General features: G+C 67.5%; 21 protein-coding genes and 3 tRNA genes. 14 read left to right on the forward strand and 10 right to left on the reverse strand.

From position 1 onward, the window contains the following. Positions 1 to 21 precede the first annotated feature (21 nt). From AWC03_RS04285 to AWC03_RS04300, 4 genes are all read left to right on the forward strand, one after another. Entirely contained in the window at positions 22 to 438 is a 417-nt protein-coding gene (locus tag AWC03_RS04285) for a WhiB family transcriptional regulator (RefSeq protein WP_085239284.1), read from the forward strand. Positions 439 to 528: 90 nt separating this feature from the next. Continuing rightward, entirely contained in the window at positions 529 to 1,911 is a 1,383-nt protein-coding gene (locus tag AWC03_RS04290) for an acyl-CoA dehydrogenase family protein (RefSeq protein ID WP_085239285.1), read from the forward strand. 26 nt (positions 1,912 to 1,937) lie between these two features. Further along, positions 1,938 to 2,909 carry a pirin family protein gene (locus AWC03_RS04295; protein ID WP_085239504.1) on the forward strand — a complete coding sequence of 324 codons (972 nt, stop codon included), beginning with the start codon at positions 1,938 to 1,940 and terminating at the stop codon, positions 2,907 to 2,909. Continuing rightward, entirely contained in the window at positions 2,906 to 3,235 is a 330-nt protein-coding gene (locus AWC03_RS04300) for a GNAT family N-acetyltransferase (RefSeq protein WP_085239286.1), read from the forward strand. The genes AWC03_RS04295 and AWC03_RS04300 overlap by 4 nt, the downstream gene beginning before the upstream one ends. 81 nt (positions 3,236 to 3,316) lie before the next feature. Here the strand turns inward: AWC03_RS04300 and AWC03_RS27760 are convergent, their stop codons facing one another. The 3 genes from AWC03_RS27760 to AWC03_RS04315 form a co-directional block, all read right to left on the reverse strand. Further along, complete coding sequence (locus tag AWC03_RS27760; protein WP_249025822.1) at positions 3,317 to 3,790, reverse strand: hypothetical protein; 474 nt, start codon at positions 3,788 to 3,790, stop codon at positions 3,317 to 3,319. Beyond that, positions 3,790 to 5,727: a TNT domain-containing protein gene (locus AWC03_RS04310; protein ID WP_085239288.1), complete on the reverse strand. Its 1,938-nt coding sequence runs from the start codon at positions 5,725 to 5,727 to the stop codon at positions 3,790 to 3,792. The genes AWC03_RS27760 and AWC03_RS04310 overlap by 1 nt, the downstream gene beginning before the upstream one ends. Positions 5,728 to 5,911: 184 nt before the next feature. Beyond that, positions 5,912 to 5,994: transfer RNA gene (locus AWC03_RS04315), tRNA-Leu, on the reverse strand. Positions 5,995 to 6,236: 242 nt separating this feature from the next. On the opposite strand from AWC03_RS04315, the gene AWC03_RS04320 reads away from it, so the two are divergent. The 7 genes from AWC03_RS04320 (at position 6,237) to pknB (ending at position 16,086) form a co-directional block, all read left to right on the forward strand. Further along, positions 6,237 to 7,901, forward strand: a complete 1,665-nt coding sequence (locus AWC03_RS04320) for a DUF3662 and FHA domain-containing protein (protein ID WP_085239289.1) — start codon at positions 6,237 to 6,239, stop codon at positions 7,899 to 7,901. A gap of 123 nt (positions 7,902 to 8,024) precedes the next feature. Then, positions 8,025 to 8,492: an FHA domain-containing protein FhaB/FipA gene (locus AWC03_RS04325; protein ID WP_046183038.1), complete on the forward strand. Its 468-nt coding sequence runs from the start codon at positions 8,025 to 8,027 to the stop codon at positions 8,490 to 8,492. Beyond that, positions 8,489 to 10,006 (forward strand): protein phosphatase 2C domain-containing protein, encoded by a 1,518-nt coding sequence (locus AWC03_RS04330; protein ID WP_085239290.1) that lies wholly within the window; start codon positions 8,489 to 8,491, stop codon positions 10,004 to 10,006. The genes AWC03_RS04325 and AWC03_RS04330 overlap by 4 nt, the downstream gene beginning before the upstream one ends. Then, positions 10,003 to 11,412, forward strand: coding sequence for an FtsW/RodA/SpoVE family cell cycle protein (locus AWC03_RS04335; RefSeq protein WP_085239291.1), 1,410 nt, complete (start codon positions 10,003 to 10,005; stop codon positions 11,410 to 11,412). Before AWC03_RS04330 ends, AWC03_RS04335 begins: the two co-directional genes overlap by 4 nt. Next, positions 11,409 to 12,887, forward strand: a complete 1,479-nt coding sequence (gene pbpA, locus AWC03_RS04340) for a D,D-transpeptidase PbpA (protein ID WP_085239292.1) — start codon at positions 11,409 to 11,411, stop codon at positions 12,885 to 12,887. The genes AWC03_RS04335 and pbpA overlap by 4 nt, the downstream gene beginning before the upstream one ends. After that, the gene (locus tag AWC03_RS04345; protein WP_085239293.1) at positions 12,884 to 14,215 is read left to right on the forward strand and encodes a serine/threonine-protein kinase; all 1,332 of its coding nucleotides are present in this window, start codon (positions 12,884 to 12,886) and stop codon (positions 14,213 to 14,215) included. The genes pbpA and AWC03_RS04345 overlap by 4 nt, the downstream gene beginning before the upstream one ends. Beyond that, positions 14,212 to 16,086 carry a Stk1 family PASTA domain-containing Ser/Thr kinase gene (pknB, locus tag AWC03_RS04350; RefSeq protein WP_085239294.1) on the forward strand — a complete coding sequence of 625 codons (1,875 nt, stop codon included), beginning with the start codon at positions 14,212 to 14,214 and terminating at the stop codon, positions 16,084 to 16,086. Before AWC03_RS04345 ends, pknB begins: the two co-directional genes overlap by 4 nt. On the opposite strand, the gene AWC03_RS04355 is transcribed toward pknB, so the two are convergent. Further along, entirely contained in the window at positions 16,064 to 16,747 is a 684-nt protein-coding gene (locus AWC03_RS04355; RefSeq protein WP_085239295.1) for an aminodeoxychorismate/anthranilate synthase component II, read from the reverse strand. The two genes, pknB and AWC03_RS04355, sit on opposite strands and share 23 nt — an antisense overlap. 26 nt (positions 16,748 to 16,773) lie before the next feature. Then, positions 16,774 to 17,517, reverse strand: a complete 744-nt coding sequence (locus AWC03_RS04360; protein ID WP_085239296.1) for a DUF881 domain-containing protein — start codon at positions 17,515 to 17,517, stop codon at positions 16,774 to 16,776. A gap of 118 nt (positions 17,518 to 17,635) precedes the next feature. On the opposite strand from AWC03_RS04360, the gene crgA reads away from it, so the two are divergent. Both crgA and AWC03_RS04370 read left to right on the forward strand, forming a co-directional pair. Then, positions 17,636 to 17,917 carry a cell division protein CrgA gene (gene crgA / locus AWC03_RS04365; protein WP_055404552.1) on the forward strand — a complete coding sequence of 94 codons (282 nt, stop codon included), beginning with the start codon at positions 17,636 to 17,638 and terminating at the stop codon, positions 17,915 to 17,917. A gap of 155 nt (positions 17,918 to 18,072) precedes the next feature. Continuing rightward, a complete protein-coding gene (locus tag AWC03_RS04370; RefSeq protein ID WP_085239505.1) occupies positions 18,073 to 18,498 on the forward strand; it encodes a PH domain-containing protein in 426 nt (141 codons plus the stop codon). Positions 18,499 to 18,514: 16 nt separating this feature from the next. Here AWC03_RS04370 and AWC03_RS04375 read toward each other — a convergent pair whose 3' ends face one another. Continuing rightward, positions 18,515 to 19,063: a peptidylprolyl isomerase gene (locus AWC03_RS04375; protein WP_085239297.1), complete on the reverse strand. Its 549-nt coding sequence runs from the start codon at positions 19,061 to 19,063 to the stop codon at positions 18,515 to 18,517. 128 nt (positions 19,064 to 19,191) lie between these two features. Between AWC03_RS04375 and cwsA the strand changes: the two genes are divergently transcribed. Then, positions 19,192 to 19,626, forward strand: a complete 435-nt coding sequence (gene cwsA / locus AWC03_RS04380; RefSeq protein ID WP_085239298.1) for a cell wall synthesis protein CwsA — start codon at positions 19,192 to 19,194, stop codon at positions 19,624 to 19,626. A 4-nt stretch (positions 19,627 to 19,630) separates the two neighbouring features. Here the strand turns inward: cwsA and AWC03_RS04385 are convergent. The 4 genes from AWC03_RS04385 to gyrA form a co-directional block, all read right to left on the reverse strand. Then, positions 19,631 to 19,703 (reverse strand) — tRNA-Ala (locus AWC03_RS04385). 151 nt (positions 19,704 to 19,854) lie between these two features. Then, positions 19,855 to 19,928 (reverse strand) — tRNA-Ile (locus tag AWC03_RS04390). 59 nt (positions 19,929 to 19,987) lie between these two features. Next, positions 19,988 to 20,851 carry a DUF3566 domain-containing protein gene (locus tag AWC03_RS04395; protein ID WP_085239299.1) on the reverse strand — a complete coding sequence of 288 codons (864 nt, stop codon included), beginning with the start codon at positions 20,849 to 20,851 and terminating at the stop codon, positions 19,988 to 19,990. A 114-nt stretch (positions 20,852 to 20,965) separates the two neighbouring features. After that, positions 20,966 to 24,742: an intein-containing DNA gyrase subunit A gene (gene gyrA, locus AWC03_RS04400; protein WP_085239300.1), complete on the reverse strand. Its 3,777-nt coding sequence runs from the start codon at positions 24,740 to 24,742 to the stop codon at positions 20,966 to 20,968. Positions 24,743 to 24,769 lie beyond the last annotated feature (27 nt).

A 24,769-nucleotide genomic window follows, 5' to 3' on the forward strand; every position in this document is an offset into this window, starting at 1 on the left:
ACGCTCGACAAGGAGACCGACATGGGACACCCCTGCGCTGCCAACCCGGAACTTTGGTTCGGCTACCCCGACGACGACGGTGGTGACGGCGCCGCGAAGGCCCGTGCGTACGAGCGGTCGTCCGTCGAGGCGCGGATCCAGTGCCTACGCCGCTGCCCGCTGGCGCAGCAGCGCCAGTGCGCTCAGCACGCCATCGCGCACCGCGAGGAGTACGGCGTGTGGGCGGGCGTCAAGCTGCCCGGGGGCCAATACCGCAAGCGCGAACAGCTCGCGCGGGCCCACGAGGTGCTGCGGCGCATCGCGTCCGGCGAGATCAACTCGCGCCAGCTGCCCGAGAATGCGGCCCTGCTCGCCAACCACGAACATGACGTCGTTCCAGTGCCCGCGGTGGTGCTGCATCTGCCCCTCGCGCAAGTGGGGCCGCGCTCGGCCGCCTGACGCTCCATCGCGCGTAGAGGCAGTTTGCTGGCCGGGTCGACGGGGTAGACGGGCGGCACGACCGAGTCTGCCGACCCAAAGGCGGGATCCATGACGTTCGACCTGACCCCGACCGCAGCGCAGCACGACCTGGCCCGACGAACCCACGAGTTCGCCGAAGAAGTGATCCGCCCCGTGGCGCTCCACTACGACCAACGCCAGGAGTTCCCGTGGCCGGTGTTGGAGGAGGCGGCCCAGCGCGGCTTCTACAGCCCCCTGTTCTACCGCGACCTGATCGGCGATCGGACCGGCCTTTCCCTGCCGATGTTCATGGAGGAGATGTTTTGGGGCTGCGCCGGGATCGGCTTGGCGATCGTGATGCCCGCGCTGGCGCTGTCGGCGATCGGGCAGGCCGCGTCTCCCGAGCAGACGCTGGAGTGGGCGCCCGAATGCTTCGGTACGCCAGGCGATCTCAAGCTCGCCGCGCTGGCCATCTCCGAACCGGAAGGCGGCAGTGATGTACGCAACCTGCGCACCCGCGCGCGCCGCGACGGTGACGACTGGATCATCGACGGTCACAAGATGTGGATCGGCAACGGCGGCATCGCCAACGTGCACGTGGTCAACGCGGTCGTCGACGAGGAACTCGGTCACCGCGGTCAGGCGCTGTTCGTGGTGCCCGGTGGCACACCCGGGCTGAAGCTGGTGCGCAAGCTGGACAAGCTGGGCTGCCGCGCCTCCCACACCGCCGAGTTGCTGTTCGAGGGCGTCCGGGTGCCGGCCGCGAATCTGCTTGGCGGACAGGACAAGCTGGAGCACAAGCTCGCCAAAGCGCGCGAGGTCGTGGCGGGCGGGAAGCGTTCGGGGTCGGCGACCTTGGGCACGTTCGAGCAGACCCGGCCCATGGTCGCCGCGCAGGCCATCGGAATCGCGCGCGCCGCGCTCGAGTACGCGACGGCGTACGCCACCGAGCGTGAGGCCTTCGGCGGTCCGATCATCGACAACCAGGGCATCGCCTTCCCGCTGGCGGAGCTGGCCACCCAGATCGACGCCGCCCGCCTGTTGACGTGGCGAGCCTCGTGGATGGCCGCCAACAACGTTCCCTTCGAACGCGGAGAAGGCTCGATGTCGAAGATGGCCGCCAGCGAGGTGGCCGTGAAGGCCACCGAACGCGCCATTCAAACCATGGGCGGGTGGGGTTACATCACCGATCACCCGGTGGAGAAGTGGTATCGGGATGCCAAGCTGTACACCATCTTTGAGGGCACCAGTGAAATCCAGCGGATGGTGATCGCCAACGCGCTGGGAGCGACCGTCGGGACGCCGCCACTGCATGTCGTGCTCGAGCCGTCAGGCGGACCGCTGAACCGGGTGTTCGGCCGCGGCGCCCCGCTGCGATCCCGCGCCGCCGACGCCGCGCTGTCGATGCAGGACCGAGTGCCCGAGCCCGTCATGCGGCTGGCCATGAAGGTGCTCCGCCCGCCCCGCAAGTAGCGGCGGCTGGGTACCGTCGGGTGACGATGAGCAACCTCGAGCCGGCACCGGTCGAAGTCGCCTGCGCGGCGTCGCCGAGCGCGGGCGCCGAAATGCTGCGTCCCCGAGAGGTTCCGTTAGGCGGGCCCCGCGCCATGCGAGTGCGTCGCACGCTTCCGCAACGCCAGCGCTCGCTGATCGGGGCGTGGTGCTTCATCGACCACTACGGGCCGGCGTCGACGCGCGTGGACGTCCCGCCGCATCCGCACACCGGACTACAGACGGTGAGTTGGTTGTTCGGTGGGGAAGTGCAGCACAACGACAGCGCCGGCGTGCACGCGGTGATACGGCCCGGCGAGCTGAACCTGATGACCGCGGGCGCCGGTATCTGTCACTCCGAAGTGTCGGTTGAGTCGCCGACCCCCTTGCACGGTGTGCAGCTGTGGGTGGCCCTGCCCGGAGCGGACCGCGACACGGGCCGCGGCTTCACGCATTACGCTCCGGAGCCGGTCGCGCTCCCGCGCGCGACGGTGCGGGTGTTCCTCGGCGAGCTGGCCGGCAGCCGTTCCCCCGTGCACAGCTTCACCGCGCTGCTCGGCGCCCAAATCGATCTCAACGTCGGAGCCGGGCTGGATCTCGACATCGACCCGACATTCGAGCATGGAGTGCTCGGCGATGCGGGCTTGGTCCGGGCGGAGGAGACCGCTCTGACGGCCGCCGAGCTGGCCTACCTGGGCCCTGGCCGATCAGCGCTGCGCTTGCAGAACGTGGGGGAGGGACCGGCGCGGGTACTGCTACTGGGTGGGACACCGTTCAGCGAGGAGCTGGTGATGTGGTGGAACTTCGTGGGACGAAGCCACGAGGACATCGTCGGGTACCGCCAACTGTGGGAGGACGGCGACGAACGCTTCGGCGTCGTCCGCGGTTACCGCGGTTCGCTCGCCCGGCTGCCCGCCCCGCCACTGCCGACCACCCGGCTGCGGCCCCGACCCCTACCGCACAGAAAGAGAGACACATGACCGCCGACAAAACTGGGGCCGAAACGACCATCAGCCTGCAGGACGGCCGCTACACCATCGCCGTGGAAGGCAAGCGGGTCGGTCTCGCCGACTTCGTCGACCGTGGCGACCAGCGGATCTTCCATCACACCGAAGTCGATCCGGCTTACGGCGGCCGCGGGCTGGCAACCATCCTCGTCGAGCAGGCCCTCGACGAGGCCCGCCGCGAAGGCAAGCGCATCGTGCCGGTGTGCTCGATGATCGACACCGTGCTGAGGAAGCACCCCGAATACGACGACATCACCGACGCCGTGACGCCGGAGGTGCACCGGTGGTTGCGGTCGTAACCGGATGAATGGTCGGCTAGCGGCCTGCAAGCCGATCAGGCTATGCCCTTGCCTTGGATTAGCCGGTGGCGGCTGTCGACGCTAGATCCCGCTGGTAACCATCCGCTCAATCTCATCCACTGACTTCGACATTAGATGACTGAATATTGTGGCGTTGACCGACGATAGCACGGCGCATTCTTTGTTCAGACATATCTCGTAGCCGGTCTCGGCTTTGGATACTTCCACCCCGGCCGCATATCCTTGCCTGGCAAGATCGGCTCCCAAGGGCCCCGATGCGAGTTCTGAACGTGCAGTGGTCGCCCAGTCCCATATGAGGTATTTTTCTGCCATATCGAAATTCGAAAGTCGAGCAACGCCATTGCGCCGCTGCCCGCGGTCGTTGACGGTATCCACCACCCACCAACCACCTTCATGGCGAAGATGGACGGAATAGTCGTCGGTGCTGAAAACTATTGCACAGTCCGCACAATCCGTTGAGACGGATGGATTACCGCCTCCCATGCCAGGCGCCCAGCGATACCAGTTGGTTGATAAACGAGAAAAATCTTCCATTACCCAATCCTTCTAAGAAATCCCGATCTGACCAATTCTTCAACCGTGCCAGTATTCCCGAACTCGTCTATGATTCGGTATTGTTGACCGCCGCCGGGTTGATGAAACCAAGACGCTACTTGTGATTGCTCAATATGCCAGCCTGGTGGCAGGGCCGTTGGGTCCTGGACTACGTATTGAAAGTATGGTTTGAGGGCGCTCTCTGGCGGAAGTGCTACCTGCGCGAAGGGTGTTCCATCGGGAGCAAGGTAGCCGCCGCCCGGGTAGCCGAACCGGCTCAACACAGCGCCTCGCGGCAAGTCTGCGTCGGGAATTATCGTTCCCGGAACCGCGTACGGTTTCGTCGACAGCGTGTCATCTGGATAAATCAGGCTGCCGTCCGGATTGGTGAACTCCGGACCCGGGTCGACCGGGCGGTACCCATGGAACAACTCGTGCTCAGGGGGCAGGGGCGGCGGCGGTGGTGAACCCGGCGGTACCGGCGGCGGATGGCCGTCCGGCGCCACAGGCATATGCGGGCCCGCGGGGACATGTTCGGGGGGAATCTCTCCACCGCCTGTGGGCCCGTGCGGCGCGTGCTCGACGACGGGCGGAGGGCCGGGGTGGGCGCCGGGCACGGGTTGTCCGCTGACGTCCGGAAGTGGTGAGCCATGCGGGGACAGGTCGGCTTCGGCTGTCGCCGCACGCATCTCGGCCGCGCTCAGCGCGCGGGGGAGGACGTTGTCTGCCGAAAGACCCTGCAGCGCTTCGCGACTGAACAGCGTCTTCAGCCCTTGCCAGGCCACCTCGCCGCCTGCTTTGAGTCCGTAGCCGCCCACTGCCGTCGTAATCGCACTCCACAACGGTTCCGGCGTGGCTTCCACCTTCCCGGGATCCGGCGTTCGCATGCCGGTCAACTTGCCGCTGTTGAAGGTGTAGGACGTGCCGGTGGCCTGATCAAAGAATTCGCCCGTACCGTCCTTCAGCTGCCCGAAGACCTGGACGGGCTGCCCGTCGACCCTGTAGGTGAAGGTGAAATGGCCGTCGGGAGTGGTACTCACCGACGCGGGGTCGATGTTGTTGTAGTTGGGGATCTTTCCGAGGTCGTCGAGCGCCTTCGCGAGGTCTGCCTTGAGCTTGGGCAGCCTGGCGCTGGCCGCCTCGCCCTCCGGTGATCCGGGCCCGTGGGCATAAAGGTCCGCGATGGCTTTATCCAGAGCCGCCTGTGCGGCGCGCACTTTGCCCATTTGATCCACCACAGCCTGGTCGGTGATCCGCCGGATGTTGGCCAGCGCTTTCTGCTGGTCATCGGATGGCGGTGCGACGCCGTCGCTGTCGATCCCGTGTAGCGGGGCGCCGTCGTAGCCGTCGGTATGCAAACTGTCCAGCGATTTCTGCAGACAGCCGGCGTAGCCGTCGCGTATCGAATGCAGTTGGGCCAAAGCGGCTTTGGTGTCCCGCAGGGCATCGCTTTCACAGGTGTTGATGAGCCCATGGAGTGCGTCGACGTCCGCCGCGCTGAGGCTCTTGTCTTGCAGCATGGCGACGGCCTGGCGGATCAAGCCGGAAATCTCCGCCAGTTGGGAGTCCAGGTTGGCGATCTGGCTGGCGGCGGTGCGTTGCGCTTCGGCCAAGGCGGCTGCGATGTTCTCCAGGTCGACACCGATCTTGGGTAACCGAAGGGACTCAACGCCCAGAGACTTCGCCACCCGTTGCACTTCTGCCGAGTCGTTGATGGGGTGGTCGCCACTCTGATGGTTCCAGGCCGCGTCGAAGCGGCTGCGCGCTTGCTCGAACGCGTGGTCGGCCTCCGCCGTGCAGCGCCCGGCTTCCCGGAAAGCCTCGGCCAGACGGGAGATGTGCAACGGCTCACCGGCCTGCAGACTGCGGTTGATCGCCCAGGGGTCGCCACCGGCCTCAGCGATCAGCGCATCAATGTCTATGTAGGGCAGGCCCACAACACCGCACCCGGGCGTCCCACCGCGACGAACATTGCCACCCCTCCTGAGCTGGCAATGACGCTAGCGGCGCGAACGCGGGCGTCAATTCACATGGATGTGTGTCGCCGCGCCGCCGTCAGATCAAGATGGCCTGACACAGCAGGCCGACGAACGGCGCCCTGGTGACGCCAATATTCAAATGTGGGCGAAGGGGGACTTGAACCCCCACGTCCCGAAGGACACTGGCACCTGAAGCCAGCGCGTCTGCCATTCCGCCACTCGCCCGCAAAAACAACCGATGGACCATACCACTCTAATAGCCGCATTCCCCAACTGCCTGGTCGGGCCCGGAAGCCGGGCGGCGCTGCGGGGCAACGCCTCTGATCAGGGCGGACGCAGTTCTCAGAGTTTCGACGGTGCCGCGACGCCATGCGCTCCCGATACCATGCTGGAGTGAGACGTCATCCCGCGCATCGTTTGCCGCCCGGTGGCGATACGCGTCGGCAGGTGCGGACGAACGCCGGGGCATGAGTAGCCAACGGGGGCTCGCGGCGCGCATCGAGCGCAAGCTCGAGGCGACCGTCGACAATGCGTTCGCCCGAGTCTTCGGCGGATCGATCGTCCCGCAGGAGGTGGAGGCCCTGCTGCGCCGCGAGGCCCGCGACGGCGTCCAGCGACTGCACGGAAATCGGTTTTTGGCCCCCAACGAATACATCATTACCCTCGGAAGGCACGACTTCGAGAAGGTGGGCGCCGACCCCGATCTCACGTCGGGCGCTTTCGCTAGGTACTTGGCCGACTACATCCGTGAACAGGAGTGGCAAACGTATGGTGATGTGGTCGTCCGGTTCGAGCAGTCGTCGAACCTGCGTACCGGCCAGTACCGCGCCCGTGGTGCTGTCAACCCCGATGTGCAGCCCCGCCCGACAGGCAATGAGCCCGTCCGGCCACAATCAAGTAATGCGTTCGGCGCAGAACGAGGAGTAGCACCAATGACTGACGATTCGAGCTACCGCGGGGCTCAGGGGCCGGGGCGGCCCAGCGACGAGTATTACGACGACCGCTACGGGCGTCCGCAAGAGGGTAGCGCAGAACCGCAGGGGGGACCTGACCCGCGCGGTGGGTATCCGCCGCCCGAGCAGAGCGGCTACCCGCCGCAGCAGGGCTACCCCCCACCGCGGCAGCCCGAGCAGGGCCAAGGCGGCTACCCCGAGCAGGGCCAAGGCGGCTACCCGGAACAGGGCGGCTATCAAGCCCCGGGCGGCTACCCCGACCAGCGCGGGTACCAAGGCCCGGGGGGATACCCCGAGCAGCGCGGCTATCAGGGCCAAGGCGGGGGATACCCCGAGCAGGGCCAAAGCGGTTACGCGCCGCAATACGAGCAGCGCCCTCCCGCCCCCGGCGGGTACGGGGGCCAAGGCTACGACCAGGGTTACCGCCAGGGCGGCGGGTACGGGCCACCCGCCGGCGGTCAGCCCGGCGGTGGCCCGCAGGGCTACGGCGGGTACGGCGAATACGGCCGCGGACCGGCGCGCCCGGAGGAGGGTGGCTACGCGCCGCCCGAGCAGCGGCCGGCCTACCCCGAGCAGGGCGCCGGCGGGTACGAGCAGGGCGGCGGGTACGAGCAGGGCGGCGGGTACGAGCAGGGCGGCGGTTATGAGCAGCCCGGCGGCTACGAGCAGGGCTACCCGCAGGGCGGCGGCTACGGCCGGCAGGACTACGCCGGCGACTACACGCAGTACGCCGAGAACGTCCCGGGCGGGGGATACCCCGGCCAGGGCGGCGGGTACGCCGAGGCTCCGCAGCGCGACTACGAGTACGGCCAGCAGGCGGACTATGGCCAGGCCGCCGACTACGGCCAGCAGGCCGGCGGCTACGGCGCTTACGGCGGCTACGGGGCGGCCGGGACGACGGTCACCCTGCAGCTCGACGACGGCAGCGGCCGCACCTATCAGCTGCGGGAGGGCTCCAACATCGTGGGGCGCGGACAAGACGCCCAATTCCGGTTGCCCGACACCGGCGTGTCACGGCGTCACCTCGAGATCCGGTGGGACGGGCAGGTGGCGCTCCTTTCGGACCTCAACTCGACCAACGGCACCACCGTGAACAACGCGCCCGTACAGGAGTGGCAGTTGGCCGATGGTGACGTGATCCGCCTGGGCCACTCGGAGATCATCGTCCGGATCCACTGACCCGCTGGCTCAACGCTGCCCTGCTTCTCCCCGCCTCGACCACCGTCCAAGTATCGTGACGTTGCCGATGTGCTCGGGGTCACGGGCGCCAGGGGGATGACGCCAGGACGGAAAGGACGCCAGATGCAGGGACTCGTACTGCAGCTGACGCGCGCCGGATTTTTGATGTTGTTGTGGGTATTCATCTGGTCCGTGTTGCGGATCTTGCGGACCGATATCTATGCCCCCACCGGTGCCGTCATGGTGCGCCGGGGTTTGGCGTTGCGCAGCACCCTGCTGCCGTCGCGGCAACGCCGGCACGCCGCGCGCTATCTGGTGGTGACCGAGGGGGCGTTGGCCGGGGCGCGCATCACACTCAGCGGGCAGCCGGTGTTGATCGGGCGGGCCGACGACTCGACCCTGGTGCTCACCGACGACTACGCCTCGACGCGGCACGCCCGGCTGTCCCAGCGCGGTTCGGAATGGTATGTCGAGGATCTAGGATCGACCAACGGCACTTACCTTGACAGGGCAAAGGTGACGACTGCGGTACGAGTTCCCATAGGGACGCCGATTCGGATCGGCAAGACGGCGATCGAGCTGCGCCCGTGACCCTGGTCCTGCGTTACGCCGCGCGCAGCGATCGCGGCCTGGTACGTGCCAACAACGAAGATTCCGTATACGCCGGTGCGCGGCTGCTCGCCCTTGCCGACGGCATGGGCGGCCACGCCGCGGGCGAGGTCGCGTCCCAGCTGGTGATCGCCGCACTGGCCCACCTCGACGACGACGATCCCGGCGGCGACCTGCTGGCCCAGCTCGACGCCGCCGTGCGCGCGGGCAATGCGGCCATCGCGGCGCAGGTGGAGGCGGAGCCCGAGCTCGAAGGGATGGGCACCACGCTCACCGCGATCCTGTTCGCGGGCGACCGGATCGGCTTGGTGCACATCGGCGACTCGCGCGGCTATCTGCTGCGTGACGGTGAGCTGACGCAGATCACCAAGGACGACACCTTCGTCCAGACCCTGGTCGACGAGGGCCGTATCACCCGCGAAGAGGCACACAGCCATCCGCAGCGGTCGCTGATCATGCGCGCGCTGACCGGTCACGAGGTGGAACCGACGCTGACCATGCGCGAGGCGCGCGCCGGCGACCGCTACCTGCTCTGCTCTGACGGGCTCAGCGACCCCGTCAGCGACGAGACGATCCTCGAAGCGCTGCAGATTCCGGACGTGGCCGAGGCCGCCTACCGCCTCATCGAATTGGCGCTGCGCGGCGGCGGCCCGGACAACGTGACCGTGGTGGTCGCCGACGTCGTCGACTACGACTACGGCCAGACCCAACCGATCCTCGCCGGCGCGGTGTCCGGTGACGACGACCAGATGACGTTGCCCAACACCTCCGCGGGCCGCGCCTCGGCGATCAGGCCCCGCGAGGAAGCCGCCAAACGCGTTGCGCCACAACCGGAAACCCCGAATCGGCCCCGCTGGCCGCGGCGGCGAATGTTCTTCGTCGTGACGTTGGCGGTGTTGTTCGTTCTCTCGGGCCTGGCCATCGCGTGGTGGGTGATCGAGCGCAACTATTACGTCACCGAATACGACGGCAAGGTCTCGATCGTCCGCGGAATTCAGGGGTCGTTGTTGGGTGTGCCCCTGCAGGAGCCCTACCTGGTCGGCTGCCTGAGCGCGCGCAACGAGCTCTCGCTGATCAGTTATGGCCAATCCGGTCACTCGAACTGCCAGCTGATGACGGTGCGGGACTTGCGCCGTCCCGGGCAGGTCCAGGTGCAGACCGGGCTGCCCGGCGGCAGCCTGGACCAGGCCGAGTCACAGCTCCGGCAATTGCTGGCCGAATACCTGCTGCCGACCTGTCCGTCGCCCCGCGCCACGTCGCCGCCGGGGTCCCCGGCCCCCGGGAGCGGCACCCCCGAGTCAAGTGTCGCGGCATCGCCAGCATCAACCACTCCGCCGACCACCGCTTCCTCCAGCCCCAGCGCCCCGGCCACCACGAGCGCCGCAGGCGGCCCCGCGACCTCTTCGCCGGTGGGCCCCACGACCACTTCCCAGACGGTCACCGCGCTTCCAGCGCCTCCACTTCAACCGGGCATTGACTGCCGGACGGTTGCATGACCACACAACTGCAGCCGCCCGTCGCGGTCACGCCTCCGCTGCCCACCCGCCGCAACGCCGAGCTGCTGCTGCTGTGCTTCGCCGCAGCCATCACCGTCGCCGCGCTGCTGATCGTCGAGGCCAACCAGGACCGCGAAGTGCGCTGGAATGTCGTCACCTACGGACTGATGTTCCTGCTCGTATTCGGTTCGGCGCACCTGGCCATCAGGCGCTTCGCCCCCTATACCGACCCGCTGCTGTTGCCAATTGTGGCGCTGCTCAACGGGCTTGGGCTGGTGATGATCCATCGGCTCGACCTGGTCGACAACCAGATGAGCGGCCGCAATCACCCCAGCGCCACCCAGCAGATGATGTGGACGGTGGTCGGGGTCGTCGCGTTCGCGCTCGTGGTCACGTTTCTCAAAGACCATCGACAGCTCGCGCGGTATGGCTACATATGCGGGATCACCGGCCTGGTGCTGCTGGTGATTCCCGCCCTGCTGCCGGCGTCGCTGTCCGAACAGAACGGCGCGAAGATCTGGATTCGGTTCCCCGGCTTCTCATTTCAGCCCGCCGAGTTCTCCAAGATCCTGCTGCTGATCTTCTTCTCCGCCGTCTTGATCGCCAAGCGGGGCCTATTCAACAGCGTCGGAAAGCATTTCATGGGCCTGACCTTGCCGCGCCCGCGCGATCTCGCGCCGCTGCTGGCCGCGTGGGTGATCTCGGTGGGCGTGATGGCCTTCGAGAAGGACCTCGGCACCTCGCTGCTGCTCTACGCGTCGTTCTTGGTCGTGGTTTACCTTGCGACACAACGATTCAGCTGGGTTGTGATCGGCCTGCTGCTGTTCGCGGTGGGCAGCGTCATCGCGTATTTCATCTTCGCGCACGTGCGGGTCCGCGTGCAGATGTGGTGGGACCCGTTCTCCGACCCCGACGGCAGCGGCTACCAGATCGTGCAGTCGCTGTTCAGTTTCGCCACGGGCGGCATCTTCGGCACCGGACTCGGCAACGGCCAGCCCGATACCGTGCCAGCCGCGTCGACCGACTTCATCATCGCCGCCTTCGGTGAAGAACTCGGTCTCGTCGGGCTCGCCAGCATCTTGATGCTCTACACCATCGTCATCATCCGGGGCATGCGCACCGCGATCGCTACGCGGGACAGCTTCGGCAAGCTGCTGGCCGCGGGTCTGGCCTCCACCCTGGCCATCCAGTTGTTCATCGTCGTCGGCGGTGTCACGCAACTCATCCCGTTGACCGGGCTGACCACACCGTGGATGTCCTACGGCGGATCGTCGCTGCTCGCCAACTACATACTGCTGGCGATCATCGCTCGCATCTCCAACAGCGCGCGGCACCCCTTGCGCGGCCGGGAGCGCAAGGACGCCCCGCTCGCGGCGGCCAAGACCGAGGTAATCGAGAAGGTATGAACACCTCTCTGCGCCGCATCTCGCTCACGGTCATGGCCTTGATCGTGCTGCTGCTGATCAACGCCACCATGACGCAGGTGTTCGCGGCCGACTCGTTGCGCGCGGACCCGCGCAATCAGCGCGTCCTGCTCGACGAGTATTCGCGCCAGCGCGGCCAGATCGTGGCGGGCGGCCAACTCCTGGCCTACTCGGTGGCCACCGACAGCCGCTTCCGTTTCCTGCGGGTCTACCCCAACCCCGCGGTCTACGCGCCGATCACCGGCTTCTACTCGCTGCGCTACTCCAGCACCGGTCTGGAGCGTGCCGAGGACCCGCTGCTGAACGGGTCCGACGAGCGGCTGTTCGGGCGTCGGCTCGCCGATTTCTTCACCGGTCGCGACCCCCGCGGCGGCAACGTCGACACCACCATCCGACCGCGCGTCCAGCAGGCCGGCTGGGACGCGATGCAGCAGGGCTGCGGCGGGCCGCCGTGCAAGGGCGCCGTCGTCGCCCTCGAGCCGTCCACCGGCAAGATCTTGGCCATGGTGTCATCGCCGTCCTATGACCCCAACCTGCTCGCGTCGCACGATCCACAGGTCCAGGCGCAGGCGTGGCAGCGGCTGCGCGACGATCCCGCCAACCCCATGACCAACCGCGCCATCTCGGAGACCTACCCGCCCGGGTCCACGTTCAAGGTCGTCACGACCGCAGCGGCCCTGGAGGCCGGCGCGACCGATGCCGAGCAGCTGACCGCGGCGCCGTCGATTCAGCTTCCGGACAGCACCGCAACGCTGGAGAACTACGGCGGGCAGCCGTGCGGCAACCAGCTCACGGTGTCGCTCAAGCAGGCGTTCGCCCTGTCGTGCAACACCGCGTTCGTCCAGCTCGGCATCCACACCGGGTCCGATGCGCTGCGCAGTATGGCGCACTCGTTCGGCCTGGACAGCACCCCGAGCGTCATCCCGCTGCAGGTCGCGGAGTCGACGGTGGGGATCATCCCGGACGCCGCCGCGCTGGGCATGTCCAGCATCGGCCAGAAGGACGTCGCGCTGACACCGCTGGAGAACGCTCAGATCGCCGCGACCATCGCGAACGACGGCATCACGATGCAGCCCTACCTGATCGACAGCCTCAAGGGCCCCGACCTGGCCAGCATCAGCACCACCATTCCCTATCAGCAGCGCCGCGCGGTGTCTCCCCAGGTCGCCGCTAAGCTAACAGAGCTGATGGTCGGCGCCGAGAAGGTCGCGCAGCAGAAAGGGGCCATTCCCGGCGTGCAGATCGCATCCAAGACCGGTACCGCAGAGCACGGCACCGATCCGCGAAATACGCCGCCGCACGCGTGGTACATCGCCTTCGCGCCCGCGCAGACGCCCAAAGTCGCCGTGGCAGTGTTGGTGGAGAATGGCGGCGACCGCCTGTCCGCGACGGGAGGTGCACTTGCCGCGCCGATCGGACGGGCTGTGATCCAAGCCGCGCTACAGGGAGGACCATGAGCCCGCGAGTCGGTGTGACGCTGTCTGGCAGATACCGCCTGCAGCGCCTGATCGCCACCGGTGGCATGGGCCAAGTCTGGGAGGCCGTGGACAGCCGGTTGGGTCGGCGCGTCGCGGTCAAGGTGCTCAAGCAGGAGTTCTCCCAGGACCCGGAATTCATCGAGCGGTTCCGCGCCGAGGCGCGCACCACCGCCATGCTGAACCACCCCGGCATCGCCCAGGTCCACGACTACGGCGAGAGCCAGCTGGACGGGGAGGGCCGGACCGCCTACCTGGTGATGGAGCTGGTCAACGGCGAGCCGCTGAACTCGGTGCTCAAGCGCACGGGCCGGCTGTCGTTGCGGCACGCGCTCGACATGCTCGAGCAGACCGGCCGGGCCCTGCAGGTCGCGCATGCCGCGGGCTTGGTGCACCGCGACGTCAAACCGGGCAACATCCTGATCACCCCGACGGGCCAGGTCAAGATCACCGACTTCGGTATCGCAAAGGCCGTCGACGCCGCGCCGGTCACCCAGACCGGGATGGTCATGGGCACCGCCCAATACATCGCCCCCGAACAGGCCCTCGGCCACGACGCGACCCCCTCCAGCGACGTGTACTCGCTGGGTGTCGTCGGCTACGAGGTGGTGTCGGGCAAGCGGCCGTTCACCGGTGACGGCGCCCTTACGGTGGCCATGAAGCACATCAAGGAGCCGCCGCCCCCGCTGCCCGCCGAGCTGCCGCCCAACGTGCGGGAGCTCATCGAGATCACGCTGGTCAAGAACCCCGCGATGCGCTACCGCAGCGGCGGCCCCTTCGCCGACGCCGTGGCTGCGGTACGGGCCGGCCGCCGCCCGCCGCGGCCCAGCCAGTCGCCGCCCCCTGGACGGGCGTCGCCGGCGGCGATCCCGTCCAGCCCGACGACCAGGGCGGCCGCCGTCACCAGCACACGGGCGGCCGCCGCCCCGCGCCGATCCCGGCCGGCCACCGGCGGTCACCGCCCGCCCCCGGCGCGGCGCAGCTTCTCGTCGGGTCAGCGCGCGCTGCTGTGGGCCGCCGGGGTGCTGGGAGCGCTGGCGATCATCATCGCGGTGCTCATCGTCATCAATTCCCGCGCCGACACCCAGCAGCAATCGCCAGCCCCGACGGTCACCGACACCGGGGGTCCGCCGCCGCCCCCGGCCAGCAAGACGCCGAGCGGTTCCGCGCCCGGCCCCGCGCTGCGGCTTAATTGGACGGATCGCGCGGCGATAGGTAATTCTGGACTCCAACGAGGGCCGGCCGAGCACGGGTGGGGTGAACGACTGACGCCCAGCGTCTCACCGGCCCGACACGAGATACCACGATGACCACCCCTCAGCACCTGTCTGACCGCTATGAACTGGGCGAAATCCTCGGATTCGGGGGTATGTCCGAGGTTCACCTGGCCCGCGACGTCCGGCTCCACCGCGATGTCGCGGTGAAAGTGCTGCGCGCCGACCTGGCCCGCGACCCCAGCTTCTATCTGCGGTTTCGCCGCGAGGCGCAAAACGCGGCCGCGCTCAATCACCCCTCGATCGTGGCGGTGTACGACACGGGCGAGGCCGAGACGCCGACGGGTCCGCTGCCCTACATCGTCATGGAGTACGTCGACGGCGTCACGCTGCGCGACATCGTGCACACCGACGGGCCGCTGCCGCCGCGGCGGGCCATCGAGATCATCGCCGACGCCTGCCAGGCGCTGAATTTCAGTCACCAGAACGGCATCATCCACCGCGACGTCAAGCCGGCGAACATCATGATCAGCAACACCAATGCGGTCAAGGTGATGGACTTCGGCATCGCCCGCGCGATCGCCGACAGCGGCAACAGCGTCACGCAGACCGCGGCGGTGATCGGGACGGCCCAGTACCTGTCGCCCGAGCAGGCGCGGGGCGACACCGTCGACGCCCGGTCCGACGTCTATTCGCTGGGTTGTGTCCTCTACGAAATCCTCACGGGCGAGCCGCCTTTCACCGGCGATTCCCCGGTCGCGGTCGCATACCAGCACGTGCGCGAGGACCCGATTCCACCGTCGCAGCGGCACGAGGGCATCTCCGCCGACCTGGACGCCGTCGTGCTCAAGGCGCTGGCCAAGAACCCGGACAACCGTTATCAGACGGCCGCCGAGATGCGTACCGATCTGGTGCGGGTGCACAACGGCGAAACCCCCGAAGCGCCCAAGGTGCTCACCGACGCGGACCGCACATCGCTGCTCGCCAGCGGCGGAAATCACCCCGGCCCCCGCACCGATCCGCTGCCGCGGCAGCCCCTCCGCCGCATCGAGGACAGCAACGGCGGGTCGGTCGGTCGCTGGATCGTCGCGGTCGCGGCACTGGCGGTGCTGACGATCGTCGTCGTTATCGCCTTCAACACCTTCGGCGGCACCACCCGCGACGTCCAGGTGCCCGACATGCGGGGCCAGGTGTCCGCCGATGCCATTGCGGCCCTGCAGAATCGCGGCTTCAAGACGCGCACCCTGCAGAAGCCCGACTCGACGATCCCGCCCGACCACGTCATCAGCACCGATCCGGGCGCCAACGCGTCGGTGAGCGCGGGCGACGAGATCACCATCAACGTGTCGACGGGTCCCGAACAGCGCGAGGTGCCCGATGTCTCCTCGCTGAGCTACTCCGACGCGGTCAGCAAGCTCAAAGCGGCGGGGTTCAGCAAGTTCAAGCAGGCGAATTCGCCGTCGAGCCCCGAGCTGCTCGGCAAGGTGATCGGCACCAATCCGCCGGCCAACCAGACGTCGGCGATCACCAACGTGATCACCGTCATCGTCGGCTCCGGCCCGGAGACCAAACAGGTGCCCGACGTCGCGGGCCAGACCGTCGACGTCGCGCAGAAGAACCTCACGGTCTACGGCTTCACCAAGATCACCCAGGCGCAGGTGGACAGCCCGCGGCCGGCCGGCGAGGTCATCGGCACCAATCCGCCCAAGGGCCAGATGGTTCCGGTGGATTCGGTGATCGAGTTGCAGGTGTCCAAGGGCAACCAGTTCGTGATGCCCGACCTGAGCGGAATGTTCTGGACGGACGCCGAGCCGCGGTTAAGGGCGCTGGGCTGGACCGGGGTGCTGGACAAGGGCCCCGACGTGGACGCGGGTGGCTCCCAGTCGCACCGGGTGGTCTATCAGAACCCGCCGGCCGGCGCCGGTTGCAACCGGGACGGGATCATCACGCTGAAGTTCGGCCAGTAGCGGGGTCGGCCGGGAAGTAGGGCTGCACCGCGGCCCGGACCTCGTTCTCGAGCCGGCGGACCAACGTGTCGTTGCGGGCCCACCCGCAGTAGGCCAGCCAGTTCGCCAGCATTCGGTGCCCGCCCTCGGTCAGGATCGACTCCGGGTGGAACTGGACACCGTGAATCGGCAACTCGCGGTGCCGCACGCCCATGATTACGCCGCCGCGCGTGCGGGCGGTCACTTCGAGCACTGCGGGCAGTGACTCGGGCAGTATGGTCAGCGAGTGGTACCGGGTCGCCGTGAAAGGATCCGGAAGCCCTTGCAGCACACCGGTATTGGTGTGGAACACGCTGCTGGTCTTGCCGTGCAGCAGCTCGGGCGCGCGGTCTACGGTCGCCCCGAAGGCGACACCGATGGCCTGGTGCCCGAGGCAGACCCCGAGCAGCGGGGTGCGCTCGGTGGCGCATGCCCCCACCAGGGCGATGGAAGCGCCCGCGCGTTCCGGCGTGCCCGGCCCGGGGCTGAGCAGCACACCGTCGAACTCCCTGGCGACGGCCGACTCGTCGGCGAGCCTGGGATCGTCGTTGCGCCACACCTCGGCCCCGACGCCCAGCTGGCCCAGATACTGCACCAGGTTGAACACGAAGCTGTCGTAGTTGTCGACGACCAGGATCCGCACCGTGCCAGGTTACCGTCCGCGGGAAGTCAGTAGCCGATGGTTCCCATGGGTTGCGCGAAATGCAGCCGGTCCGGCTCGGTGTGGCCGACAACCTGCACGTCGGACTTGACCTCTTCGCGGTAGCCGAGACCGAACCGGACCACGTACTGGCGGTACAGCACGACCAGGGGCGCGGCGGCCAGGGCTGCTTGCATGGCAGCCGCGTTGCCGATCGCGGTGATCGTGTAGGGCGGGCTGTAGGTGCGGCCGTTGAGCAGCAGCGTGTTGCCGACGCAGCGCGGCACCGAAGTGGCGATGATGCGCTGGTCCTGCATCTGGATCGCCTCGGCGCCGGTGCTCCACATCGCATTGAGGACGGCCTCGATGTCTTGCTGGTGCACCACCAGATCGTCGGGGGACGCATCCCGCGGGAACCGCCCATTGGCGTCCCGTGGTGCGTCCTCCAGGGTGACCACCAGACCGGGCCCGTGCACCGGGTTCATCCCCGCCTCGGCGGCCAGCTCGGCCGAGCGTCGCAGCATGGCCGCCAGCGCGCGATCCGAGGACCGTCCGTGCGCGGCATCGATCTCGGCCGACAGCCCGTCGCGCTCGGCGTTGAGGTGGTTCACCGATGACTGGGCCCCCCGGACCAGGTCCACCAGCCGGGGGGCGTCACTGCGGCGGATCTCGGCGCCGCCGGACACCCCGTGGGTGGCGGCCAGCAGCAGCCCGGCCAGCAGGCACACCACCGGGACGCCGAAGCGCCACGGAGAGCGGCTTCCGTCGCTCATCGGGTCTCCAATTTCCTGGTCACCGCGCCAGGTGGGTTAGTCTCGTAGCCAAGCTGTGCGCGCAGCTGCGGTCTTCATCGTTGCACCCCGTCCCGCTCACCGTGTTGTTGAGGTAATCATGCCCAAGTCCAAGGTCCGCAAGAAGAACGACTTCACCGTCAGCTCGGTCAGTCGCACGCCGGTCAAGGTGAAGGTCGGGCCGTCGAGTGTGTGGTTTGTGGCGCTGTTCGTCGGGCTCATGCTGATCGGCCTGGTCTGGCTGATGGTGTTCCAGCTAGCGGCCGTCGGCAGCCAGGCGCCGACCGCCCTGAACTGGATGGCGCAACTGGGGCCGTGGAACTACGCGATCGCGTTCGCTTTCATGATCACCGGGTTGTTGCTGACGATGCGCTGGCACTGAAGACGGACCGCGCCGGAATGAATTCATTTTTGAGTTGCTTCGTTACTGCGTCAGCAACGTACCGAGCACCCAATCACACGCGTGTGATTTATCCCCACTGTTGATAGCGTCTGTGGATAACTCCATTGCCCGTGGTGGGAGGGGCTGAGGAGCGCGTGCAGCAAACCCAATGGGAGCCGTCGGCTGCGGGAATCGCTGGTTGCGGGGCCGCCGGCGTTCTAATGGCTATCGCCAGTGTGACCGTAGTCACAGACGTGCCGGGGCGGATTTTAGCGGGGATTGCCGCGGCGGGTCTGATCTTGTTTGCGGGCGCGACGTGGCGCGCGCGGCCGAAGCTGGCAATGACCCCCGACGGGTTGGTGCTCCGCGGATGGTTCCGGACGCAGGTATTACGCCGCTCCGACATCAAGATCATCCGGATCACGGAGTTCCGCCGCTACGGACGCAAAGTCCGGCTCCTCGAGGTCGAAGACGCCGACGACGGCCTGGTGCTGTTCTCCCGATGGGACCTCGGGGCGGATCCGCTCGAGGTGCTCGATGCACTGACGGCGGCCGGCTACGCGGGCCCCCACCCGCGCTGACCGGACCGGCGTACGCCTACGAGATCGTGATCGACTCGATGACGACCGGCTCGGCGGGGCGGTCGTTGGCGTCGGTGGGCGTCGCAGAGATCGCGTCCACAACCTGCTGTGACTCCGGATCCGTCACTTCACCGAAGATCGTGTGGCGGCGGTTCAGGTGCGGCGTCTTACCCACCGTGATGAAGAACTGGGAGCCGTTGGTGCCCGGGCCCGCATTCGCCATCGCCAGCAGGTACGGCTTGTCGAATTGCAGTTCGGGGTGGAACTCGTCGGCGAACTTGTAGCCCGGTCCGCCGCGGCCCGTTCCGGTCGGGTCGCCGCCCTGGATCATGAAGCCCTGAATCACCCGGTGAAAGACCGCGCCATCGTAGAACGGACCGGACGACCCGCCCGATGCGTTCTGGGTCGAGTACTCCTTGGTGCCCTGCGCCAGGCCGACGAAGTTGGCGACGGTCTTGGGCGCGTGGTTTCCGAAGAGGGCGACCTTGATGTCGCCGCGGTTGGTGTGGAGTGTGGCGGTAGCGGTCTGAAAGGGGCTATTGGTCACGACATGAGAGTCTGCCATTACGCGCGGGCCTGCCCGCACCCGGTGTCGCTCAAGCCGAGCCGCCACCCGAATCGCGGCACGCACACAACGGTTCCGCCGGTGTCCCTATGCTGGCAGTCTGTTCAGCAGGCACAGAAAGGCGGCACATGAGCGCGAAGGCGGAATCCCGGCTGACCCCGCGGGAGCGACTGGCCCGCGGGCTGACCTACTCGACCCTGGGACCGGTCGACGTGACCCGCGGAGTCGTCGGCCTAGGTGTCCAGTCGGCGCAGGCGACCGCTTCGCAGGTTCGTCGTAAATACCAAGAGGGGCGCCTGGCCAAGGAACTCGCGGCGGCGCAGGAAACCCTGGCCCAGGAGTTGGCCGCCGCCCAGGAGGTGGTGGCGGGGCTGCCTCAGGCGCTGCAGGACGCGCGGCGTGCACAGCGCAGGACGAGGCGGCCGTTGATCTTCGCGGGGGCCGCCGTCGTGGTTCTCGCCGGTGGCGCGGTCGCCTTCAGCATTGTGCGGCGCCAGGTGCGGGAGAAGCCGCAGGAACCCCAGTCTCGGCCCCCCAGCGTCGACGTGCAGCCGCGCCCCTGATTTGTGGAGCCTAGGGGAATCGAACCCCTGACACCCGCCTTGCAAAGGCGGTGCTCTACCAACTGAGCTAAGGCCCCTCGACGTGATCGGGTGGCTGACCGGATGCGTCGTCCACCGCCACGTGCCAGACCTCGACCCCGCGTCGGTAGCGCGCCGCCGCCGCCATCACAGCGATCAGTGTGATTGGCAGGGCGAGTCTTACGCAACGTCGTGACGGGCACATGGTTGTGGGCCTAGGAGGACTCGAACCTCCGACCTCTTCGTTATCAGCGAAGCGCTCTAACCGCCTGAGCTATAGGCCCGTACACGCGTACGGCCGAGCGACGAGATTACCGCACTGGCCGCCCCACCCCCAAAAATGCTAGTCGCGGTCGGCCAACGTCACTTCGATCCCGCCGATCAAGTCGGTGGTCACGTTGTAGACGAGGGCGCCGATGGTGGCCATCGCGGTCAACAGCACGATGTTGACCAAACCGATCAGCACGGCGCCACCGAAGATGGTGCCGCTGGACACGAGCTCGCCGCTGCTGCCGCTGGTGTTGTTCAACAGATCGCCGACGTTGCTGTTCAGCTTCGACCACACGCCCATGCCCCCGAGCACGAGGTAAAGGAACGCGACGGCGATCATCCAGACGAAGAACAGCGCGACCGAGAGCAGCAACGACACCTTCAGCGTGCTCCAGGGATCGACCCGCCGGATCTGCATGCTCGCCCGCACCGGCCCGCGCGGTCGGCGGGAGACCTGGGTGCGGCTGTCGCGTCCCTCCCGACCTTCCGGCGTCGAGGAACGGCCGGGGCTCGACGGCTCGGCGGGACGGTCGGCGGGCGTCTTCCGCTGCGGACCCCGCGGCATCGGCCCGGACAGGTCCGGCAACTCACTGGCGTAGGCCTCCGCGGGCGGCCCGTCACCGCGCCCCGGCGGAGCGTCGGTGTCGTGCGGCGGGTTCTTGCCCTGCGGGGGAGCACCGCTGCCCGGGGCCGCGGTGCCGGAGACGAACCGGTTGAGCCGGGCCTCGACACCGGTCGGAGGCTCGGGCTGGCGCTGGGGTGCTTGCGGCGGCCTGGCCCCGCCACGCTGCTGCCGCGGCGGTGAGTCCCCGGCATCCGGTGCGCGGCCGGCCTGTGCGGGCGGTGTCGCGCGGTGTATGCCGGCGCGCTCGGCCGAACCATCCCCATTGAGGCCGTCGCCCTTTTTGGGGGCGCCCGGCTCGTTCGGTGAGCTCACCCCGACTCCTTACATCTCCTGCCACGCCCTCACGGGCGATGGCAGTCGCATTTTGTCTGGTCGGGCCGAGTCTAATTGCCCGACTCTTCCGCGGGCCGCCCGGATTGTCACCGATCAGTCGTCGGACTCCGCGGCGCCTCCCGCTTCCTCGACGACCTCGTCCGCGTTTTCCTCGGCGTTGCGCGCGATGGCCAGCAGCGTGTTGTCCTCGCCCAGGTTCATCAGGCGCACGCCCTTGGTCTGCCGTCCCGCCTTGCGCACCTGGCGCGCGGCGGTGCGAATCACGCCGCCTCCGGAGGTGATGGCGTAGAGCTCGCTGTCGTCGTCGACGATCAGCGCGCCCACCAGCCTGCCGCGCCGACGGTCGTACATCACGGTCAGCACGCCCTTGCCGCCGCGGCCCTGCACCGGATACTCCTCGATCGCGGTGCGCTTGGCGTACCCGCCCGACGTCGCCACCAACAGGTAGGTGCCCTCGCGAACCACGTTGAGCGACAACAGGTAATCGTCGGTGTTGAACCGCATGCCCTGCACGCCCGAGGTGGCCCGTCCCATCGGCCGCAGCGCCTCATCGGTAGCCGAGAACCGGATGGATTGCCCGTTGGCCGACACCAGCAGCAGGTCGTCGTCCGACGAGCACAGCACCGCGCCGACCAGTTCGTCGTTGTCCCGCAGGTTGATCGCCACGATCCCGCCCGAGCGGTTGGAGTCGAAGTCGGTCAGCTTGGTCTTCTTCACCAGCCCGTTGCGGGTCGCCAGCACCAGATACGGGGCGTCCTCGTAGCCGCGGATCTGGATGACCTGCGCGATGCGCTCCTCGGGCTGGAAGGCCAGCAGGTTGGCGACGTGCTGACCACGCGCCGTCCGGGACGCCTCGGGCAGTTCGTACGCCTTGGCGCGATACACCCGGCCCTGCGTGGTGAAGAACAGGATCCAGTCGTGGGTGGAGCTGACGAAGAAGTGCTTGACGATGTCGTCCTGCTTGAGGCCGGCGCCCTGCACACCCTTGCCGCCGCGTTTCTGGCTGCGGTACAGATCGGTCTTGGTCCGCTTGGCGTAGCCGGTCTCGGTGATGGTGACGACGACGTCCTCGCGGGCGATCAGGTCTTCGTCGCTGACCTCGCCGTCGGCCGCCACGATCCGGGTGCGACGGTCGTCGCCGTGCTTCTCGACGATCTCGGCGAGCTCGTCGCGCACGATGCCGCGCTGACGCTCCGGCTTGGCCAAAATGTCTTCGAGATCGGCGATTTCGGCCTCGATCTTGGCCAGGTCGTCGATGATGCGCTGGCGCTCCAAGGCCGCAAGGCGACGCAACTGCATGTCCAGAATCGCCTGGGCCTGGATCTCGTCGATGTCGAGCAGCTCGATCAGCCCGGCCCGGGCGATGTCGACGGTTTCCGAGGCTCGGATCAACGCGATGACCTCATCGAGGGCGTCGAGCGCCTTGACCAGACCGCGCAGAATGTGGGCGCGTTCATTCGCCTTGCGCAGCCGGTAGGTGGTGCGCCGGACGATGACGTCGAGTTGGTGCGCGACGTAGTGGCGGATCATCTGGTCGAGCCGCAACGTGCGCGGCACGCCGTCGACGATGGCCAACATGTTGGCGCCGAAGCTGGTCTGCAGCTGGGTGTGCTTGTAGAGGTTGTTGAGCACCACCTTGGCCACCGCGTCGCGCTTGATTTCGACGACGATGCGCACGCCGACGCGGTCGCTGCCCTGGTCCTCGACGTTGGAGATGCCGGCGAGCCGGCCGTCGCGCACCTGCTCGGCGATCGACGTGATGAAGTTGTCGTGGTTGACCTGGTACGGCAACTCGGTGATCACCAAAGACGTTCTGCCCCTGGCCTCTTCGACCTCCACGACGCCGCGCATCCGGATCGACCCGCGGCCGGTCTTGTAGGCGTCGGCGATGCCGGTGGTTCCGACGATGAGTCCGGCGGTGGGGAAGTCGGGGCCCTTCACGCGTTCGCAGACCGCCGCCAGGGTGGCCTCCTCGTCGGCCTCGTGGTTCACCAGGCACCAGAACACGGCCTCGGCCAGCTCGCGCAGGTTGTGCGGCGGGATGTTGGTCGCCATGCCGACCGCGATGCCACCGGAACCGTTGGCCAGCAGGTTCGGGAACCGGCTGGGCAACACCGTCGGTTCCTGCACCCGGCCGTCGTAGTTCGGGATGAAATCGACTGTCTCCTCGTCGATTTCACGCAGCATCTCCATGGCCAGCGGGGTCAGCCGGGCTTCGGTGTTGTGGCTGACGAAGCCGTTTGTCAGGAAGGCGTGGTCGTCGGTGTCGACGCGCAGGCTGTAAACGGGTTGCACCCCGGCCTCGGTCACCGATGCAACCCGCGCGTAGTAGAACCGGCCGTCGGTGAGGTCGGTGGCGATGGCCCGGACATCGGGGTCGGCGATGCGTGCCAGGATCTCCGGGCCGCGGGTCCGCCAGCGCTGAACGCGGTCGACATTGTGCCGATTGAGCCAGTCGCGATCTACCCACGACCCGCCGGCGTGCTTGCGGATGAATTTGGCAAGCCCAGGAACGTGGTCCTCATCTCGGCCGGCACATGTCGGCATCGCGGCCAAGATCTGCAGCAGCTTCGCCTGCTTCGCACCACCGAATCCGACTCGGGCGGCGAACAATTCGGCTTGGGCACGGTTGGTGAGGACGACTTTATGCTCACCGACCACCATCCGATACCGTTTCGACACGACCCCGAACTCGAGCAGCATCTGCTGCACATCCGCGGCCAACCGATGGCTGCGCGTCGAATATGACACCTGAATGGTGTTGCGCGGCAGGGCAGAACACGATCCGTCGCCTTCGAAAAGCGCCTGCAGGAAAGCCCGTTTGACTGCCGCGGGGGAGTTCCATAGCCACTCGGGAACCGCCTTGTCCGCCGACCGTTGCCCACAGAGTTGTCCGAGCCGGCTGTTCTTCAGTTCCCCAAGATTCTGGATGTCGAGCTCGTGCAACACCGAACCGGAGGCAATCACCCGAGAGGACAAGTAGCGCCGCCCGCCGACCACGGCGTCGTACGCGCCGACAACCATGTCGAAGTAGTCCCGGTCCAGGTTGTTGAATCCTGCGCGCGTCTCCGAAACAAATCCCTCGCTTACGAACGCGCCCAGGACCAGTGCCTCCATGACGTCATGCCATTCGGCCGGTCCCAACTCCACCGGGGCGGTCCTCTGCAAGACGACGTAGTCGTCCGGTCGAATCTCCTCGACTAGCTTCCACAAAAGTGTCGGCACGCCGGCAACGTCGACCAGGCACAGCAAGGGGTGGTTCGCGGTGCCGGCGACCTCATAACCCTCCGCCGTTCGCACCTTGTAGGTCTGGTGCTCACCCGAATGGAACAGACGATCGGCAACGACGGGGTTGCCGTGGCGATCGAGGACCTTGAGCTCGACCTCGTTGTCGGAGTTGGCCGATGCATTCGGAACAACATCGCCGATCCGCACCGATTGCCCAAAGGGCAGCCTCACCAGCGCATCTCCGGTCACGCAGTAGCGCATGGCGGCTGGCGGGTCGTTGCCCGGCGAGCCGAAGTTGCCCTGACCGTCGACCAAGGGATACCGCAACGACCACGGCTGGGCCATGCGCACCAAGGTGTCGTAGATCGACGCGTCACCGTGGGGGTGGTAGTTGCCCATGGTCTCGGCGACCGATCGCGCCGACTTGGCATGGCTGCGATCCGGGCGAAATCCCGAGTCGTACATCGCATATAGCACGCGGCGGTGCACCGGCTTGAGGCCGTCGCGGACCTCGGGCAGTGCGCGCCCGACGATCACGCTCATCGCATAGTCGATGTAGCTACGCTGCATCTCCTGCTGAATGTCAACCGGTTCGATGCGGTCGCCGGCCTCGTCGCCCGGTGGCAGCGTGGTGTCAGTCATCTAGTCCCCTTTGTGGGTTGGCGTGCC

Origin of the sequence: Mycobacterium europaeum (assembly GCF_002102155.1) — a bacterium.
GTDB lineage: Bacteria > Actinomycetota > Actinomycetes > Mycobacteriales > Mycobacteriaceae > Mycobacterium > Mycobacterium europaeum.

What these genes read in the sequence shown, in the direction of transcription:
- AWC03_RS04285 (WP_085239284.1), top strand. Translation starts at nt 22, where the DNA reads ATGGGACACCCCTGCGCTGCCAACCCGGAACTTTGGTTCGGCTACCCC.
- AWC03_RS04290 (WP_085239285.1), top strand. Translation starts at nt 529, where the DNA reads ATGACGTTCGACCTGACCCCGACCGCAGCGCAGCACGACCTGGCCCGA.
- AWC03_RS04295 (WP_085239504.1), top strand. Translation starts at nt 1,938, where the DNA reads ATGAGCAACCTCGAGCCGGCACCGGTCGAAGTCGCCTGCGCGGCGTCG.
- AWC03_RS04300 (WP_085239286.1), top strand. Translation starts at nt 2,906, where the DNA reads ATGACCGCCGACAAAACTGGGGCCGAAACGACCATCAGCCTGCAGGAC.
- AWC03_RS27760 (WP_249025822.1), bottom strand. Translation starts at nt 3,790, where the DNA reads ATGGAAGATTTTTCTCGTTTATCAACCAACTGGTATCGCTGGGCGCCT.
- AWC03_RS04320 (WP_085239289.1), top strand. Translation starts at nt 6,237, where the DNA reads ATGAGTAGCCAACGGGGGCTCGCGGCGCGCATCGAGCGCAAGCTCGAG.
- AWC03_RS04325 (WP_046183038.1), top strand. Translation starts at nt 8,025, where the DNA reads ATGCAGGGACTCGTACTGCAGCTGACGCGCGCCGGATTTTTGATGTTG.
- AWC03_RS04335 (WP_085239291.1), top strand. Translation starts at nt 10,003, where the DNA reads ATGACCACACAACTGCAGCCGCCCGTCGCGGTCACGCCTCCGCTGCCC.
- pbpA (WP_085239292.1), top strand. Translation starts at nt 11,409, where the DNA reads ATGAACACCTCTCTGCGCCGCATCTCGCTCACGGTCATGGCCTTGATC.
- AWC03_RS04345 (WP_085239293.1), top strand. Translation starts at nt 12,884, where the DNA reads ATGAGCCCGCGAGTCGGTGTGACGCTGTCTGGCAGATACCGCCTGCAG.
- pknB (WP_085239294.1), top strand. Translation starts at nt 14,212, where the DNA reads ATGACCACCCCTCAGCACCTGTCTGACCGCTATGAACTGGGCGAAATC.
- AWC03_RS04360 (WP_085239296.1), bottom strand. Translation starts at nt 17,517, where the DNA reads ATGAGCGACGGAAGCCGCTCTCCGTGGCGCTTCGGCGTCCCGGTGGTG.
- crgA (WP_055404552.1), top strand. Translation starts at nt 17,636, where the DNA reads ATGCCCAAGTCCAAGGTCCGCAAGAAGAACGACTTCACCGTCAGCTCG.
- AWC03_RS04375 (WP_085239297.1), bottom strand. Translation starts at nt 19,063, where the DNA reads ATGGCAGACTCTCATGTCGTGACCAATAGCCCCTTTCAGACCGCTACC.
- cwsA (WP_085239298.1), top strand. Translation starts at nt 19,192, where the DNA reads ATGAGCGCGAAGGCGGAATCCCGGCTGACCCCGCGGGAGCGACTGGCC.
- gyrA (WP_085239300.1), bottom strand. Translation starts at nt 24,742, where the DNA reads ATGACTGACACCACGCTGCCACCGGGCGACGAGGCCGGCGACCGCATC.